This window comes from Halobacteriovorax sp. GFR8, assembly GCF_050955245.1.
Taxonomy (GTDB): Bacteria; Bdellovibrionota; Bacteriovoracia; order Bacteriovoracales; family Bacteriovoracaceae; genus Halobacteriovorax_A.
Genome location: NZ_JBPBLR010000002.1, coordinates 22,476 through 39,269, shown reverse-complemented (window position 1 = coordinate 39,269; position 16,794 = coordinate 22,476). Strand labels below are relative to the sequence as shown.

Annotated in this window: 13 protein-coding genes; 4 read left to right on the top strand and 9 right to left on the bottom strand. The window is 36.8% G+C overall.

Translation table 11 applies throughout. The annotated features are described in order from the left end of the window. Positions 1 to 305: 305 nt before the first annotated feature. From ACRXC1_RS00800 to ACRXC1_RS00780, 5 genes are all read right to left on the bottom strand, one after another. Positions 306 to 2,309, bottom strand: coding sequence for an ABC transporter substrate-binding protein (locus tag ACRXC1_RS00800; protein ID WP_392909703.1), 2,004 nt, complete (start codon positions 2,307 to 2,309; stop codon positions 306 to 308). A 126-nt stretch (positions 2,310 to 2,435) separates the two neighbouring features. Continuing rightward, complete coding sequence (gene dnaJ / locus ACRXC1_RS00795; protein ID WP_392857939.1) at positions 2,436 to 3,578, bottom strand: molecular chaperone DnaJ; 1,143 nt, start codon at positions 3,576 to 3,578, stop codon at positions 2,436 to 2,438. Positions 3,579 to 3,641: 63 nt separating this feature from the next. Continuing rightward, positions 3,642 to 5,558, bottom strand: a complete 1,917-nt coding sequence (dnaK, locus tag ACRXC1_RS00790; protein WP_021266108.1) for a molecular chaperone DnaK — start codon at positions 5,556 to 5,558, stop codon at positions 3,642 to 3,644. A gap of 19 nt (positions 5,559 to 5,577) precedes the next feature. Further along, positions 5,578 to 6,135, bottom strand: a complete 558-nt coding sequence (grpE, locus tag ACRXC1_RS00785; RefSeq protein WP_392909699.1) for a nucleotide exchange factor GrpE — start codon at positions 6,133 to 6,135, stop codon at positions 5,578 to 5,580. Between the two features lie 107 nt (positions 6,136 to 6,242). Then, on the bottom strand, positions 6,243 to 7,343 hold the full coding sequence (locus ACRXC1_RS00780; protein WP_433655740.1) for a coproporphyrinogen-III oxidase family protein: 1,101 nt from the start codon (positions 7,341 to 7,343) through the stop codon (positions 6,243 to 6,245). A gap of 60 nt (positions 7,344 to 7,403) precedes the next feature. On the opposite strand from ACRXC1_RS00780, the gene ACRXC1_RS00775 reads away from it, so the two are divergent. After that, positions 7,404 to 9,989 (top strand): M16 family metallopeptidase, encoded by a 2,586-nt coding sequence (locus ACRXC1_RS00775; protein WP_433655738.1) that lies wholly within the window; start codon positions 7,404 to 7,406, stop codon positions 9,987 to 9,989. On the opposite strand, the gene ACRXC1_RS00770 is transcribed toward ACRXC1_RS00775, so the two are convergent. After that, positions 9,973 to 10,371: a hypothetical protein gene (locus tag ACRXC1_RS00770; RefSeq protein ID WP_392909695.1), complete on the bottom strand. Its 399-nt coding sequence runs from the start codon at positions 10,369 to 10,371 to the stop codon at positions 9,973 to 9,975. The two genes, ACRXC1_RS00775 and ACRXC1_RS00770, sit on opposite strands and share 17 nt — an antisense overlap. Positions 10,372 to 10,594: 223 nt before the next feature. On the opposite strand from ACRXC1_RS00770, the gene ACRXC1_RS00765 reads away from it, so the two are divergent. From ACRXC1_RS00765 to meaB, 3 genes are read left to right on the top strand one after another with little or no spacing between them, the layout of a single operon-like run. Further along, complete coding sequence (locus tag ACRXC1_RS00765) at positions 10,595 to 11,242, top strand: HAD family hydrolase (RefSeq protein WP_433655735.1); 648 nt, start codon at positions 10,595 to 10,597, stop codon at positions 11,240 to 11,242. Beyond that, positions 11,243 to 13,366, top strand: coding sequence for a methylmalonyl-CoA mutase (gene scpA, locus ACRXC1_RS00760; protein WP_392857952.1), 2,124 nt, complete (start codon positions 11,243 to 11,245; stop codon positions 13,364 to 13,366). It begins immediately after the preceding gene. Then, entirely contained in the window at positions 13,366 to 14,325 is a 960-nt protein-coding gene (gene meaB, locus ACRXC1_RS00755; protein ID WP_433655733.1) for a methylmalonyl Co-A mutase-associated GTPase MeaB, read from the top strand. Before scpA ends, meaB begins: the two co-directional genes overlap by 1 nt. Here the strand turns inward: meaB and ACRXC1_RS00750 are convergent. From ACRXC1_RS00750 to ACRXC1_RS00740, 3 genes are all read right to left on the bottom strand, one after another. Continuing rightward, positions 14,311 to 14,613 (bottom strand): hypothetical protein, encoded by a 303-nt coding sequence (locus ACRXC1_RS00750; protein WP_433655731.1) that lies wholly within the window; start codon positions 14,611 to 14,613, stop codon positions 14,311 to 14,313. The genes meaB and ACRXC1_RS00750 overlap by 15 nt on opposite strands. A gap of 8 nt (positions 14,614 to 14,621) precedes the next feature. Then, a complete protein-coding gene (locus tag ACRXC1_RS00745; protein ID WP_393061364.1) occupies positions 14,622 to 16,061 on the bottom strand; it encodes a hypothetical protein in 1,440 nt (479 codons plus the stop codon). Positions 16,062 to 16,168: 107 nt separating this feature from the next. Next, on the bottom strand, positions 16,169 to 16,792 hold the full coding sequence (locus ACRXC1_RS00740) for an L-threonylcarbamoyladenylate synthase (protein WP_392909689.1): 624 nt from the start codon (positions 16,790 to 16,792) through the stop codon (positions 16,169 to 16,171). Positions 16,793 to 16,794 lie beyond the last annotated feature (2 nt).

Here is a 16,794-nt window from a genome sequence, read left to right as displayed (position 1 = left end):
TTGATTAGCAATCCGTTTGCTTATATATGTAAAATGTACCATTTAGGTCATTTTATTGACAACCATTAATAACAAGTTTGGCACCGCGCATTCCTATAAAAATGACTTGGCCCTTGTCAAAATCGATATTTTTTTTTAGTATAACCAGACTATTTTCTAACACTACGCAAAAGGAAAGATTATGGGTGCAGGTAGAAAGAAAACTATTGCTAAAATGAGCAAGAAAAAAGCTCAACTTAAGAAAAAAGCAAGAATTTTACGCAGAATCAACGCTGCTAAGAAGTAATATAACTGGCGCATTAGCGTCAGTTACTTACTTCCTCTTCAATTGATTTTTCAACAGATTTTTCAATAGTCAAATTCACTTTATTCAAACGACCGCGGTATAAGCTCATGAGACTCATGTCCTTCATCCACACGTCATCTTCTAATCTCCAAGAACCTGTAATTCCAGCAACTTTCTTCGCATTAACCAGCGTTCTTTCAAGTTCATCGCGACTTGTAAAATCCCCCAACGATAACACATTAGCAGCAAGCGCCATCCCCTCAAAACCTAGAATTTCAACAACACCAGGTCGCTGCCCATAGCGTGACTGATAACTTGAAACGAAGCCAGAGTCCCCCTGAGGTACTTCTGAGTCCACAAAGAACAGCTTCCCTAGCTTAGAAGTCTCTCTTGAGATTCTTCTTGATCTCCAATTTGGACCACCTACTAAATTTACATTAAATGCATCGTAGTAGTTGAAAGATGGAATTAGCTGAAGGGCATCATTTGGAGCTGCAGGTAATAGAACCCAATCAAAGTCTACAATTGGTCCAAGTGTCTGCACACGTCTAATTGAAGTATTCCCTTCTAATTTATGAACAGATTTTAGAAGTTCAAATTCCTCTTGTCTTTCGCGTGTAAAGTATAAACCTAGTATCTTAGCAACAGTTGATCTGTGGTCTGTCTGATTAGTATCAAATGATTGGATACTGACAATTTCTGCACCGGCCTTCTCGGCCATCTTCCAAGCAGAATCAACATATGAATAACCAGTATCTGTATTAGGATAAATAATTGATACTTTATTTCCAAATTTTGAAAGATATTTCTCAGAAAATAATAATGATACTTGAGACTCAACTGAACCAGGTACTTCAATTAGTAAGTGTCCTTTATCATCCTTACTTGTATAGATTTGTGATAGAGAAATAAAGAATGCACCATACTTTCTAGCGGCTTCATATTGTGCCTTTGCTTCATCTTTTAACAGCCCACCGATAATAATTGAAGAATTCTCTCTTTCAATCATTTCACGAACTTTTTCTTTTCCGACAATAGCACTTCCCATACTATCAAAGATTTTAATCTGAATTGGTTGAAAGTTTGGCTTCGTTGAATTCTGTTCATTATATTTGCGAACAGCGTGATCAATACCAGCAAGTGCCCTCTTCCCAAACTTACTCTTGTCACCTGTAAGTGGAAGAACAACACCAATTGAGCGAAGGTTAATTTTGCTGTACTTCTTTAAATTTTCAAAACGTGCTGTAACTAGGCCAATAACCTCAGGGTACATATTATATTGAGACTTAACCCAATCACCTACTTCTTGTGCCTTACCTTTATTTCCCTGATTAATTAATTGCTCAATTTCTAAGTACGAAAGATAGGCACAAACAAAGTCCTTCCCCTCTTTAAAGTCTTGCACTATTCGTACACGTTCCGCTTGATCAACAATGAAGTACTGAGTAACAAGTTGCCCATAGAACTTCTTCTCTTTTAATTCATCAACCGTATTAGCACCAGAGTTTAGCCAAAGTAATGAATCTAGTGCAACCGCTTGAAAATCAAGTTCTTTCGAAACACGGTAGCGTAATTTATGAAAATTTTCTAAGTCGCGATTTAGAAGCCATCTTGAATCCGTTCCATCAAGAGTCTTAAAAGTATTCTCTAGATCACCAAGCTTATAATAACTACTCGCAAGATTAAGCTTAATCTGAGCATTAAGCTGGCCATCTTCACCTGAGCTATTCAAAGCTAGATTAAATTGAAAGATAGCTTGTTCGTAGTTTTGGTTTGAGTAATTGATAACACCAATTAAATTTGTCTTAGTAGCGAGTTCAGCTGGTCTCAACTTAGCATCTTGAATTGCATTAAGTTGACCTAGTGCTAATTCCTTATTTCCATCAACGAAGCTCTTCTTCGCAACATCAAAATCTTTTAAGAATTTTTCAGTATAAAGATGTGAAGTGTCTCGGTTGATCATTTGGATACCACCGCAACTCACAAGAAGTGTGATTAAAATTAGAGAAATATACTTAAACATAGTCGACCTTTTTTAATTTTGTATGGTCTATTTTATTTGAAATATAGATAGATGAAAACAGGAGAAATATTAGGATTTTATAAACATAGGAGACTAATTCACTCAGTCTCCCATGAATATATTGAATTAACTAAATAATTCTTTTACTTTATCGATGAAACCAGTGCTCATTGGATGACACTGCTTTCCTTCAAGTTTAGCAAGTTGCTCAAGTAACTCCTTGTGCTCCTTAGAAAGCTTAGTCGGTGTCTCAACATGAACAGTAAGAATTGCATCACCTGTTCCATAGCCGCCAAGCTTTTGAATTCCTTTCCCCTTAAGTCTCATTTTCTTACCAGATTGGGTACCAGGAGGAAGATCAACAACAACTTTACCATCAAGAGTTGGAACTTCTACCTCAGCACCAAGGGCCGCCTGTGAGAAGCTAATTGGTACAGTGTAGAGAACGTTGAAGCCTTCACGCTTAAAGATTTCGTGCTCTTTAACATCCACAACAATATAAAGGTCACCGTTAGGTCCACCTTGTGCTCCAGCATCACCTTCACCAGAAAGTTTTAGACGCTGACCATGGTCGATACCTGCAGGGATAGTCACTTCTAGTTCAACTTTTTTCTTCTTACGTCCTTGTCCATGACATGTTCCACAAGGATCTTTGATCATTGTTCCTGAACCCTGACATTTCGGACAAGTCGAAGCAACTGTAAAAAATCCTTGTTGGCGACGAACTTCACCAGCTCCGTGACACATATCACATGTAGTTGGTTCTGATCCCGCTTTCGCACCTGAGCCCGAACAAGTTTCACAAGTTGTTTCTTTATTAATTGAAACTTTCTTTTTAGCACCAAATGCTGCTTCTTCAAATGAAACACTAACAGTCATTTGAAGATCATTACCTGGAACACCTGTACGACGTCTTCCACGACGGCCACGGCCACCACCGCCCATCATGTCACCAAAGATATCTCCAAAGATATCACCTAGATCGCCGAAGTCTCCAAATCCACCTTGGAAGCCACCGCCACCAAAGCCACCAGCTTGGCCATTTACGCCAGCGTGTCCAAATTGGTCATAGCGCTGACGTTTTCCATCATCTAGTAAAACCTCTGCAGCTTCAGAAGCTTCTTTAAACTTTGCTTCTGCTTCTTTATTATCAGGGTTACGGTCAGGGTGATACTTCATGGCCATCTTGCGATAAGCCTTCTTGATCTCAGCTTTATCAGCACCTTTTGCGACGCCTAGAATATCGTAATAATCTCTTTTATCACTCATATTTTTAATTCTCTATTAACGAACAAAGGGAGCACAGGGCTCCCTTCAATTCTATATTTCTAATTAAACTTCTTTAAAGTCAGCATCAACAACATCGTCGTCTTGCTTATTTGATCCTGCATTTGCACCTGCATCTGCTTCTGGACCAGCTTGCTGAGCACCAGCTTCAGCACCTGGTTGTTGATACATTTGCTGAGCGATTGCATGTGAAGCGTTCGTTAGAGCTTCTTGAGCTGCTTTTAACTCATCAAGATTCTCAGACTGAAGCTTACCTTTAGCTTCGTTGATTGCTGCTTCTAATTTAGACTTATCGTCTTCAGAGATTTTATCAGCACTGTCTTTAATCATTTTTTCACAGCTTAGGATAAGTGCATCTAGATTGTTTCTAGTATCTACGATCTCACGTGCTTTCTTATCTGCTTCTTTGTTAGCTTCTGCTTCTTGTACCATTCTTTCGATTTCTTCATCTGAAAGACCTGAACCAGCAGTAATCTTAATTTCTTGAGATTTACCAGTTGCTTTGTCTACAGCAGAAACGTGTACGATACCGTTAGCATCAATATCAAAAGTTACTTCGATTTGTGGAACACCTCTTGGAGCTGGTGCAATACCACTTAGATCGAAACGTCCTAGTGACTTATTATCTTTAGCAAACTCACGCTCACCTTGGCATACGTGAATTGTAACAGCTGGTTGGTTATCAACAGCTGTTGAGAAAGTTTGTGACTTCTTCGATGGAATAGTCGTGTTCTTCTCAATTAGTGGAGTCATAACACCACCTAGAGTTTCGATCCCTAGAGTTAGTGGAGTTACGTCTAGAAGAAGTACGTCTTTTACATCACCAGCTAGAACACCACCTTGGATTGCAGCACCTGCAGCTACAACTTCGTCAGGGTTAACACCTTTAGAAGCTTCTTTACCAAAGATTTCTTTTACTCTTTCTTGAACAGCTGGGATACGAGTTGAACCACCAACAAGAATTACCTCATCGATTTCGCTCTTCTCAAGACCAGAGTCTTCAAGACAAGTTAAACATGGTTTAGCAAGAGCAGTTAAGTGATCACCGATTAGAGATTCAAACTTAGCTCTTGAAAGGTTTACGTTTAAGTGTTTTGGACCTGAAGCATCTGCAGTGATGAATGGAAGGTTAACATCTGTCGAGTTAACATTCGATAGCTCATGCTTAGCTTTTTCAGCAGCTTCTTTAAGTCTTTGAAGTGCCATTTGGTCTTTTCTTAAGTCGATTCCGTCTGACTTTAGGAACTCTTCTGCAAGGAAGTTAATGATTTTTTCATCAAAGTTCTCACCACCAAGGAATGTATCACCGTTAGTTGCTTTTACTTCGAATACACCGTCTGAAGTGATCTCAAGAATTGAGATATCAAAAGTACCACCACCAAGGTCAAATACTGCAATGTTTTTATCTTGCTTAGATTCTAGTCCGTAAGCAAGTGCCGCAGCAGTTGGCTCATTGATAATTCTTTTTACTTCAAGACCTGCAATCTTACCTGCATCTTTAGTTGCTTGTCTTTGAGAGTCATTAAAATATGCTGGAACTGTAATTACAGCTTCAGTAACTGTTTCACCTAAGTAATCTTCTGCCGCTTTCTTAAGCTTTTGAAGAACTTTTGCAGAGATTTCTTGAGGAGACATTGCCTTCCCATCAACCTTTACCCATGCATCACCATTGTCATTTGCGAAAATTTCAAATGGAGCAACGTCAGCAAATGACTTTGCTTCTGGTGTATTAAATTTACGACCAATAAGTCTCTTGATCCCATAAAGTGTTTTTGAAGGATTTGTTACAGCTTGTCTTTTTGCAACTTGACCTACAAGCGTTTCACCGTTGTTAGCGAAACCAATAACAGATGGAGTTGTATTGTGTCCTTCTGCGTTTGCTACGATTTTGTACTTACCGTTTTCAAGAACGGCAACACATGAATTAGTTGTACCTAAGTCGATTCCAATAATTTTTCCCATTATAATCTCCTTTATATAATTAGTTTTTTGCTACTACTACTTTTGCTGCTCTAATCACTCTACCGTTTAGTGAGTAACCGTTTTGATATGTTTGTATGATCTCTTGATCTTCTTTTCCTTCTGCTGGCATCTGGGCCATTGCTTCGTGGAAATGAGGATCAAAAATCTTACCTTCTGTTTCAATTTTTTCTAAACCATTCGTCTTAAGTGTTTCAAGGAACTGGTTTTTAACCATATCTACACCAGTGTAAATATTTTTAACCTTATCATCTTCATCACTTTCAATCGCCTGAAGAGTTCTTTCTAAGTTATCAACAACATCTAGAAGTCCCATCATCACCTTTTCAGTCCCAAATTTAATTTGATCTTGAAGTTGTTTTTCATGGCGTCTTTTAAGATTTTCCATCTCAGCTGCTACATAATAGAATTTATCTTTAAATTCCATTAACTCTTTCATTTCTTCTGAAACTTCATTTTCAGCTTCTGTATCTTCTACTTGAGAAGTTTCCTGAGTTTCTTCATTAGTTTCAGGCCCTAGTTCTTTTTCATTTTCTTCATTAACTTGAGTTTCAGACATTTCAACTACCTCTTTAAATTTATCTCTAACCTAAAGATGGTATTCTTTGGCCCAGTGTCAACGTTGCGCAATGACTTTTTTTTGAATTACTTTGCAACTAATTGAAATTACTTGGACATTTTAAATATTTCATCAATAATTGAGTCTAGGATAAGAAAGCCGCGGGACGTTAAATAGAAATGATCACGTCCGGCCATGGCCAGTCCACGAGATTTTAGTGATTGAACGAGCTCACTAAGATCACCCCAGTAAGAATCTTTAACAGGAAAGCCAACACTAGAACGTAAATTCATATAAAGTCGCTCTATTTGAAATTCGTCTTCGTTAAGATCCTCTTCGACAACTTCGGCACCTTTGGTTTTCCACTTATAGCGATAACGATTATTTTTAATATAGCCAGTAGCAGAAGGGCCAATCGCTGCAACAGATTCCATCTTCCAGTAATTTAAATTATGAATAGATGCCTTACCTGCCTTTGCAAAATTTGAAACTTCGTAATGTTTGAAACCATTGATAGCTAGGAAGTTAGAGACTTTAATATATTCATCACTTATCCACTCTTCGTCTGGCAATTCGTCATAATGTTTATAGTGCTTTGGTACAGTAAGAATATAAAGACTTATGTGACTTGGGTTATATGTTAGAATTTCAGTTAACTCAGCTATAATATCGCGGTTATATTTTTCAGAAAATGGTAAGCCAATCATGAAGTCCACAGAGAAATTATAATTTCCTTTATTAAAATATTTTAATGTTTCATGGACATCATCAATATTGTGGACGCGGTCGATAATTTTTAGAAAGTTCGAGTTTAAAGATTGAACCCCTAAAGAATAGCGATTCGCTCCGATACTTCTCCAACTACTCAAAGTCTCTTCTGTCCATGCCCCAGGATTTACCTCAAGAGTAAATTCACAATCCTCTTTCAAAGAAATCTTATTGTCAGACAACCAGTCTCTTAAGAAGTAGGCTCCACGACTTCCCCACAAACTTGGTGTTCCTCCACCAATATAAAGAGACTCTAACTCTTCAAGGGTAGCGCCATGACTATCTAGAATTGACTTATGCTTTGTAGACATATCTGCAAAGAGTCTTTCGAAATCATCGAGTTGCCCATCATTCTCTTTAATTGACTTAAAAAAGTCACAATAATTACAGAGGTGACGACAGAACGGGAAATGTATATATAACGACTTTATTTCTTCCATATTATTTTTTTGTAACCCAGACTATAATTAACAAATACCTAAAATTAAAAGGCAATGTAAATGAAATATGAAATAGAAAAGTTAAATAATGGTTTGGAAGTCATTTTTGTTGATGTTCCTGGAAATACAAGTGCATCTGTACAAATTTGGTTTCGAGCAGGATCAACTCTTGAAGATGAATCAAATTTTGGTATCGCTCACTTCCTAGAACATATGTTTTTCAAGGGAACACAAAAAAGACCAGGAGCTAAAATTGCTCACGATGTTGAGTCATTTGGTGGCGAAGTAAATGCCTTCACTTCTTTTGACTACACTTGCTACTATATTAACTCACCTATTGCCTACTTTAATACATCAATTGATATCATCATGGATATGGTTTCTAATCCAATGTTCAATCAAGAAGATCTCATTCCTGAAAGAGAAGTAGTTTTCGAAGAGTATCGTCGAAGCCAAGATAACCCTGGCCAATTTTCTTTCCAAAGAATTCAAGAAATGTCTTTTAACGGAGGCTATGCCCACCCAATTCTTGGAAATGAACAAACAATAAAAAACTTCACTCAAAAGCAGTTAATTGATTTTAGAAATAATCACTACAATAATGCTAATGCATTTTTAGTTGTCGCTGGAGACTTAAAAAATAAAAAGAAATATATTAAAACAATTGAAGGTTACGAACTACCAAAAGGTAAGCGTTCAGAGAGGCCATCTTTTTCACTCCATAAAAAGTCTACGATTGAAATACATAAGAAAGACGTTCGTATGTGCCAACTGACAATGGCGATTGAATGTCCTCCAATGAAGTCTGATGGTGCTGCTGGAGAAGATCTAGCATACAATGCCCTTGGATACGGTGAGACCTCGCCACTATATAAGAACCTTGTTTTAAATAATACTATTGCCAATAACTGTACTTCTTCTTCAATGTTCTTCGCAGATGGTGGAATTCATTTTTTAAGAATCAACTTCCCAAAAGAGAATTACCAAAAAGTTATGCACGAACTAGAGAAGACAATCTCAGAAGCAACAACTGTTGGCCTTAAAGAAAATGATATCAAAAAAATAAAGAATCAATATGTAGCAGCTAAGATTTATGAGAAAGAATCTTTAGAGTCCTACGCCTTTTCACTGGGTAGTAGTTATGCTGGAGCAAAAGATCTTGAAATCGAACAAGAGTTCATTAGCAAGATTAAAAAAACGAGCCTAAAAGAAGTTAATAAGAAATACTCAGATATTTTTGGTCGCTCGCTTCACTTAAGTTTACAAATTCCAAACGACCTTAAGCCACAAGACTTTAAACCAAAGCTAGTGGAATTTAAGAACAAAATTGCTAAGCTTAAAAAGAACAAAAAAGAACAAGTGATTAAAGCAACAAAATCAAAGCATGACCCTGCGACTCAAATTGTTGAAATCAAACCAGGCATCAAACTCCTATATCGCTATAATGCTATTACACCAACATTTGTAATGCACGCATACCTAAAAGGTGGGCTTGTTGATGAGACAACTAAAACAAATGGTATCTATAGTCTTATGAGCTCTCAACTAACAAAGGGTTACAAAGGCCTAAGCTATGAAAAGCTGAAGCTAGACCTCGACAATAAGTCCACAATGTTTAATAGTTTTTCAGGAAAGAACGCTTACGGAATGACAATGCACGGTCAAAGTGAATACTTTTCTGACCTCTCCAAACATTTTTTTAAGTCACTTATTCATCCAACATTTCAAGCAAAGTTCATAGCTCATGAAAAGAAGTTAATCTTTAGAACTATTGAGGCAAATAAGTCAGACCCAACAAGGCACTGCTTTAATGAAGCAACGAACTTACTATTTAAAGGTCACCCTTATGCCCTTTCAACTATTGGTACTGAGAAATCGGTTAAAGCCTTAAAGAAGGAAGATCTTGCAAAACTTCATGAAAAGAACTTAAAAACGAAAGAAATGCTTATTACTTTTTGCGGAGACCTTTCACTAGATGAAGTAAAAGAAAAAGTTGAATTCTACTTTGAAGGGATAAAGCCAAGAAAAGGAAAGAAGAGGGAAGCGAAGAAAGTTATTCCTATTAAGACGGTTGAAAAACATATTGATTTTGATCGTGAACAAACTCAAATTCTAATTGCAACTCAAACAAAAAAACTTACGGCCAAGGAAAACGTTGTCTTTAAAATGTTAACAACTCACCTATCTGGCCAGTCTTCGGAACTCTTTGTTGATGTTAGAGATCGTAAAGGACTTTGCTATGTTGCGCAGCCAATTCATATGAATGCTCTTGAAGCTGGGTACTGGGGAATTTACATGGCCAGCGGTCATGATAAAACAGTCGAAGCAATCAATGCTATCAATACCATTTTATCTAAGCTTCAAAAAGAAGGTCTTTCTAAATCTGACTTTGATCGCATAAAGATGATGATTGATGGACAAAATCAACTTAACCTACAAGTAAATGATGACTACGCAAATGTCTACTCTGTCCCGGCCCTTCACGGCCTTGGTGTTGATTACTTCTACAAATCAAATGAAGAAATTAGAAACTTTAAATATGAAGACTTTCAAAAAATCATCAAGAAAGTTTTAAAGCAAAATTGGATTACAATTACAGTTGGAAAAACTATAGATAATAGTATTCCAACTACGATACATCCTTAGTGAAGAGCAAGTATTGTTCTTCATTTAAGCGGCAATCGCTTTGCAGTAAACTCATTAAGTTTGTAATGTCATAAAACTGCGAAGCGAGCTCCTTAAAGAAACCATTAAAGTCATAAAATGTATGCTGATAGCAATCAAGTTTTTGATATGCAGTTTTTCCAATTTCACAGTAGTATCCTAAATCAATAATCTTCTCATTAACTGAATTAGAAAAATATCCACATAGAAATAATGCTGTGTCTGCAATATCACGTAACTCTCTTTTCTTTTCTCTTTCACTTAAGTGCTCGGCCTGTAAGAGTTTTATCCCAAGTGTCTTCTCTTTTAACCTTCCGTCTTTTTGTTCTTCAAAATAATGTTGAGAAAGTCCGAACTTATCCATTACTAAGGAAGAGTAAAAAATAGATAACTGAGGTAAAGGATTTTGCCTTTTAAGATTTATACGATGCAGCTCATCATAGAAATATGCCTGCAGTGAAGGTTCAAGAGAAATGTTGGTCGTATGCTTTTTCACAATCTCCTCCGTGTCTATAAATTATAACTTAATCTCATGACGCAAAACAACAACGAAACAAATTCCTAGGTTTTTATGGTATAAAATTGGAATGAATTCGATCGGAAAAAAGATTAGTAATTTCAGTGTCTTAGATAGCTCTGTCATTGATGAAATTTTGGCCATTGCAAAAACAAGACCTTATATCTTCTTTGATATGGATGGAACAATCTTAGATAGTGAACCTCTTCATTATGAAGTTGTTAAAAATCTATGCAATGGAAAGAAAATTCCAACAATGGAAGATACCTATGGAATGTCTGATGGCGAGGTTTTCCCAATGATAAAAGAAGCATTGGGCCTTAACAGCTTGGAAGAATATCTCGTAAAGAAAAATGAGGCATTAGTCGAACTAATTGGCCAGTCGGACGCAAGTAATATAAGACATAGAAATATTCAAGAACTGCTAAATCGCCTAAGAGATAGTGGTACTCGACTTGCGCTTGTGACAGCAAGTCAATATGAAGTGACTCATCCAATATTAAAGCATTGTGAGTTAGATGGTTACTTTGAAAAAATTATTACAGAAAGAGAAGTAGATTATACAAAGCCTAATCCTGCACCATATTTATTGGCCCAGGATTTTTTTAAAGCTCAAACACATGAATGTCTAATTTTTGAAGACTCACCTACAGGAATCGAAGCTGCCCAAAGAGCTGGTATTGATCACGTCGTAGTAAAATGGTTTGAAGGAGAATAAATGAGTAAGTTAGATACTTGGAAAGAACTAGCAGAAAAAGAATCAAGAGGAAAAGGGATTAAAGTAACTCAAACTCCAGAAGGAATTGAGATGAAGGCCCTTTATACAAAAGCAGATATTGAAAATAATGACCTAACAGACACTATGCCTGGAATGGACCCATTTATCAGAGGACCAAGAGCAACGATGTACACAGGTCGTCCGTGGACAATTCGTCAATACGCTGGATTTTCAACTGCTAAAGAATCAAATGACTTTTACAAGAAAGCACTCGCTGCTGGTGGACAAGGTGTCTCTGTCGCCTTCGACCTTGCAACACACAGAGGTTACGATTCAGATCACCCTCGAGTAAAAGGTGATGTTGGGAAAGCTGGTGTTGCTATCGATACAGTTGAGGATATGAAAGTTCTATTCGATGGAATTCCATTAGATAAAGTCTCTGTTTCGATGACAATGAACGGGGCCGTTCTTCCGGTACTAGCAGGATATATTGTTGCTGCAAAAGAGCAAGGTGTATCACTAGATCAACTTTCAGGAACTATCCAAAACGATATTCTAAAAGAGTTTATGGTAAGAAATACTTATATCTTTCCTCCGGCTCCTTCGATGAAAGTTATCGCAGATATTTTTGAATATACTTCGAATAATATGCCAAAGTTTAACTCAATCTCGATTTCGGGATACCATATTCAAGAAGCTGGTGCAGACGCAGCTCTAGAGCTTGCCTACACACTTGCGGATGGAAAAGAGTATATCGACACTGCAATCAAAGCAGGGATGCAGATCGACCAATTTGCTCCAAGGCTTTCATTCTTCTTTGGTATTGGAATGAACTTCTATATGGAAATTGCAAAGCTTCGCGCCGCAAGACTTCTGTGGTCTGAGATCGTTGAAGAATATGAACCAAAGAATATTAAATCAAAGATGTTACGTACTCACTGTCAGACTTCAGGTTGGTCACTAACAGAGCAAGATCCATACAACAATATTATACGTACAACAATTGAAGCAATGGCCGCAGTATTCGGTGGAACTCAATCACTTCACACAAACTCTTTTGATGAAGCAATTGCCCTTCCTACAGAATTCTCAGCTCGTATTGCAAGAAATACTCAAATCATCCTTCAAGAAGAAACAGGTATTACTAATACTGTTGATCCATGGGGTGGTTCATACATGATGGAAACTCTAACGAAAGAGATTGCAGACAAAGCACGTGGTCTTATTAAGGAAATTCAAGAAGCTGGTGGCATGGCCAAGGCAATCGAAACAGGACTTCCTAAACTTAAGATTGAAGAATCGGCTGCCCTAAAGCAAGCACGTATTGATCGCGGTGAAGATGTAATTGTAGGTGTTAACAAATACAAGCCAACAAAAGAAGATCATGTAGAGGTTCTTGAGATCGATAATGTTCAAGTCCTTAATGAACAAATTAAGAGACTTGAAGAAATTCGTGAATCCCGTGACGAAGCAAAAGTTAGCGAGTGTATGGCCAAGCTTGAATACTACGCTAAAACTGGAAATGGTAACGGACTAGAGCTAGCTGTAGAGGCAATGGAAGCACGTTGTAGTGTTGGTGAAATCACTTACGCACTCGAAAAAGAGTGGGGACGCTACAATGCAAACACGAAAACTGTTTCTGGTGTTTACGGTAAATCATTTGAAAGTGATGAGGAATGGATGAGCATTAAGAATGAAATTGACCAATTCGAGAAAGATTTCGGACGTCGCCCGAGAATCTTAGTTGCAAAAATGGGACAAGATGGACATGACCGAGGAGCAAAAGTTGTCGCAACAGCTTATGCCGATGTAGGTTTTGATGTTGACCTTTCTCCACTCTTCTCAACTCCAGAAGAAGTCGCAAAACAAGCAGTAGAAAATGATGTACATGTCGTTGGAGCATCTTCACTTGCTGCCGGACATAAGACTCTTATTCCAGAACTAATTGCAGAGCTTAAAAAACTTGATGCTGAAGATATCATCGTTGTTGCTGGAGGAGTAATCCCTAGAAAAGACTACGACTTCTTATATGAAGCTGGTGTTAAAGGTATCTACGGGCCAGGAACGACAATTGCTGAAGCCGCAAAAGATGTAATTACTAAAATCAAAGAGGCCCAAAAGTAATGCAAATAGATATCCAGAAATTAAAAAGTGGAAATATTAGATCACTTTCTAAATTCATCACTTTAATCGAAAGTAAGAAGAGCGAGCATCAAAAAGAAGCTCAGACGCTCTTAAACGAAATTTTACCTTTAACAGGTAAGTCTATTCGTATCGGTATTTCTGGAACACCAGGGGTTGGTAAGTCGACATTTATCGAATCCCTGGGACTTCATTTAATTAATAAGGGACTAAAGGTTGCTGTCCTAGCAATTGATCCTAGCTCCCCACTAAGTGGTGGAAGCCTTCTTGGCGACAAGACTCGAATGGAGAAGCTTGCCCAAGAAAAAAATGCTTTTATTCGCCCAACTCCATCTTCTGGGAACCTAGGTGGTGTTGCACTAAAAACACGCGAAGTAATGCTAGCCTGTGAAGCTGCAGGATATGATGTTGTTCTTATTGAAACAGTTGGTGTTGGTCAATCTGAATACGACGTTGCAAATATTGTGGACTTATTCACAGTTCTTCTACTACCAGGTGGAGGAGATGAGCTTCAAGGGATAAAAAAGGGAATCATTGAACTCTGTGATAATATCGTTATTAATAAAGCAGATGGTGATAACAAACAAAAAGCTCACGATACAATGGTTCAATACAAGTCGGCCCTAGGCGTGATCAAAACAGAGCAAAAAATCGGTGCCAATGTCATGATGGCCTCGGCCCTAGAGAATAAAGGTGTAACTGAATATTGGGAGCTGATTGAAAAAATCTACCAAGAAAATCAAGAAAAGATTCAACTAAAGCGTAAAAGACAAAATCAAGACTGGCTTAAGAAGCTGTTTAATGAGCTACTTGAAAATAAGGTTAGGGCAAATCCATCTCTTCAATCAGAATGGACAAAATTAAATGACAATATACTAAATGAAGTTGAAACACCTCTAAGTGCTGCAAATAAATTAATTCATATTTTATTTAACAACTGAGCACTTCATTTTCTTAGTTAAGCTCTTAGGGCCTACAAGCTTTAACTCTCCTTCATTCCCTTTCAAAATAAAACGGAAACCAAGGTATCCCTCTGCTTTAAGAACTCCTGTATAATTAGGGCCAGTTTGCTTTACGGAAACATCATAAGTTGACTCTAAAGTTTTAATGACTGCTTTGTTTTCATGAACATTGAACGAGTACCCACCACCTTGGCAACTTATATTTGTCGTATTTGCAAAAGCAAATGATGTAATAAGAAAAATTACAAATAAATTAATTAACTTCATTCAATCTCCTAGATCGAAATATAGAATTTCCCATCTTCATAAGTAACATTACTTCCTACGATAGCATTCTTAATAATCTTTTCAATTAACCAAATCCACTTAACTTTGATAAAACCAAATGGAACAACGACATCTGTTACATCCATAATAATTTGAGAATCTTTTTCATTAAAAGAAACACTCGCAGTTAAATCTACATCAAAATTCTTTTTCAAAAGAACATTCTTATATGCATGCGCCTTAACTTTAGCGATACCATTAGTAATTTTAATTGAAATATCTGAAAGGTTTGATTTATCTAAACTTAGATTTGCTAAAGGCCTATAAGTATCTATTTCTAAATTCTTATAACGATTCGAAACTGTTTGCCTAGAAACGATACGTCCACGAGGGTCCCTAACGATCTTAATATCTTCACTCGTTTTTAGCTTATCAATTTCTATAGAACCATCAATTAAGCACTCTTTAATCATTGAAGGTATATCTAATAAGTCTGATTGAATTAACTTTTGGCATTTTACGTCAAGATCCTTTACTGTGACAGACTTCTTCGTATCGATAAATTGAAAAACATCTGAATGAAAATTCAATCTTTCACTTTTCACGTTTAATGTATCGATATCAAAATAAAATTTTGTTTTCTCTTTTGAATTAGAAACCAAAATCTTTGGAACATTCAAAGCTGCAGTGTTTTCACAACCACTCATTAGAGAATCAGAATCGATTTCAACAAGGTCCTCGTCCTTTTCACATTTAAGATCAACAGATTTTGCTTGTACATCATATTGCTTGTAATCCATAACAAGTAGTGGTGAAGCAATTTGTAAAAATCTAGCCGCTTGCAATTGCATCGTACCAATATCACCACTCGCCGCAAACGTGGCCCCATCTTCTAACTTCTTCTTAAAAACAAAATTCACAGGATTTTCATGCGACTTAGGCGTTATATTAAGCTCTGTCATACAGCCCTTAATAATCCCATCTCCAGTGGCCATATCGTATTCAGGATCATTTGTTGTACAGAAAACAAAAAAGTTATTTGCCTTTAATTCAAGCCCTTCTCTGTCCATATAAAAGCTAGAACCATTTATATTGAAATAGGTAGCATTAATCGCCGTTTCAGCATTTTTAATTATTAATTTATCGAGTGTATTTAAAAAAGTATTACCACTCATATCAAATTGAGCAGTCATCATTCCATTATCAAGTTTTAGCTGATTATTTTTAAAGTAAACCTCTGCACTTGATTTGCTCTTATTTCGATCTGAGATATTAAATGAAAGACTATCACGAGAAATAATAGCACTTTCGTACTCCATGTAGCCTAGTCTTCCAAAGATATCATCTTGCTTAGAAACATTAAGATCATGAACCTTAACTTCGATAAAGTTATTGGCCATGGCCAAATAAGGCAGAAAAGATAGGAGGAGTATTTTCTTCTTTAACATAGATTGTAATATAGAAGAAAAAGACACCAAGATACTGAAAATTGAAAAAAATCAGTACCTTGTCTATTTAATTAACAATAAAAAAATCTTGTAAAAGACTGAAATTACTAAAGAATTCCAGCACCTTGTCTAATGACATCAGCTTCACCATTAGTGAAGTCAACAATTGTTGATGAGCCTACAAACTCATGCTCTCCTGGATCAACAATAAGAGACACAACTCCCGCTAATGATTCCTCAATCATATAAGAGTATAATTCATCATAAGAAGAGAGAGCAGGAGTAAACTTATCCAAATCTACATTACTCGATAATACCGGCTCTCCATGAATCTCAAGTAGTCGACTAATAAGTGTCGAAGGAACAAATCGAATTCCTACTTCATGGTCAGTTTTATTTGCTGCAACGGCCTTAGTAATTTTCTTATTCGCATTAAAAATAAATGTATAGTGACCTGGAATAATTCTCTTAATATAGCGAAAAACGCCATCATCAATATTGGCCACATCAGAGGCCATTGAAATCGAGTCACATAGAAGTGAAAATGTCTTTAGTTTTGGAGCATTCTTATATTTATAGATTCTTTCAATCCCCTTCTTATTAAAAGGAGAAGAGATAACGACCCAACTAGTATCAGTTGGTAAGCACACAAGCTCTCCATTATTAAGAGCCTGTGAGACTTTTTGTAATACGCGATCATCTGGATTTTCTGCAATTACATATTCAATCAATG

Bases quoted from the DNA above. Each gene is read 5' to 3' on its own strand.
- ACRXC1_RS00800 (WP_392909703.1), bottom strand. From the start codon at position 2,309: ATGTTTAAGTATATTTCTCTAATTTTAATCACACTTCTTGTGAGTTGC.
- dnaJ (WP_392857939.1), bottom strand. From the start codon at position 3,578: ATGAGTGATAAAAGAGATTATTACGATATTCTAGGCGTCGCAAAAGGT.
- dnaK (WP_021266108.1), bottom strand. From the start codon at position 5,558: ATGGGAAAAATTATTGGAATCGACTTAGGTACAACTAATTCATGTGTT.
- grpE (WP_392909699.1), bottom strand. From the start codon at position 6,135: ATGTCTGAAACTCAAGTTAATGAAGAAAATGAAAAAGAACTAGGGCCT.
- ACRXC1_RS00780 (WP_433655740.1), bottom strand. From the start codon at position 7,343: ATGGAAGAAATAAAGTCGTTATATATACATTTCCCGTTCTGTCGTCAC.
- ACRXC1_RS00775 (WP_433655738.1), top strand. From the start codon at position 7,404: ATGAAATATGAAATAGAAAAGTTAAATAATGGTTTGGAAGTCATTTTT.
- ACRXC1_RS00770 (WP_392909695.1), bottom strand. From the start codon at position 10,371: ATGGATAAGTTCGGACTTTCTCAACATTATTTTGAAGAACAAAAAGAC.
- ACRXC1_RS00765 (WP_433655735.1), top strand. From the start codon at position 10,595: ATGAATTCGATCGGAAAAAAGATTAGTAATTTCAGTGTCTTAGATAGC.
- scpA (WP_392857952.1), top strand. From the start codon at position 11,243: ATGAGTAAGTTAGATACTTGGAAAGAACTAGCAGAAAAAGAATCAAGA.
- meaB (WP_433655733.1), top strand. From the start codon at position 13,366: ATGCAAATAGATATCCAGAAATTAAAAAGTGGAAATATTAGATCACTT.
- ACRXC1_RS00750 (WP_433655731.1), bottom strand. From the start codon at position 14,613: ATGAAGTTAATTAATTTATTTGTAATTTTTCTTATTACATCATTTGCT.
- ACRXC1_RS00745 (WP_393061364.1), bottom strand. From the start codon at position 16,061: ATGTTAAAGAAGAAAATACTCCTCCTATCTTTTCTGCCTTATTTGGCC.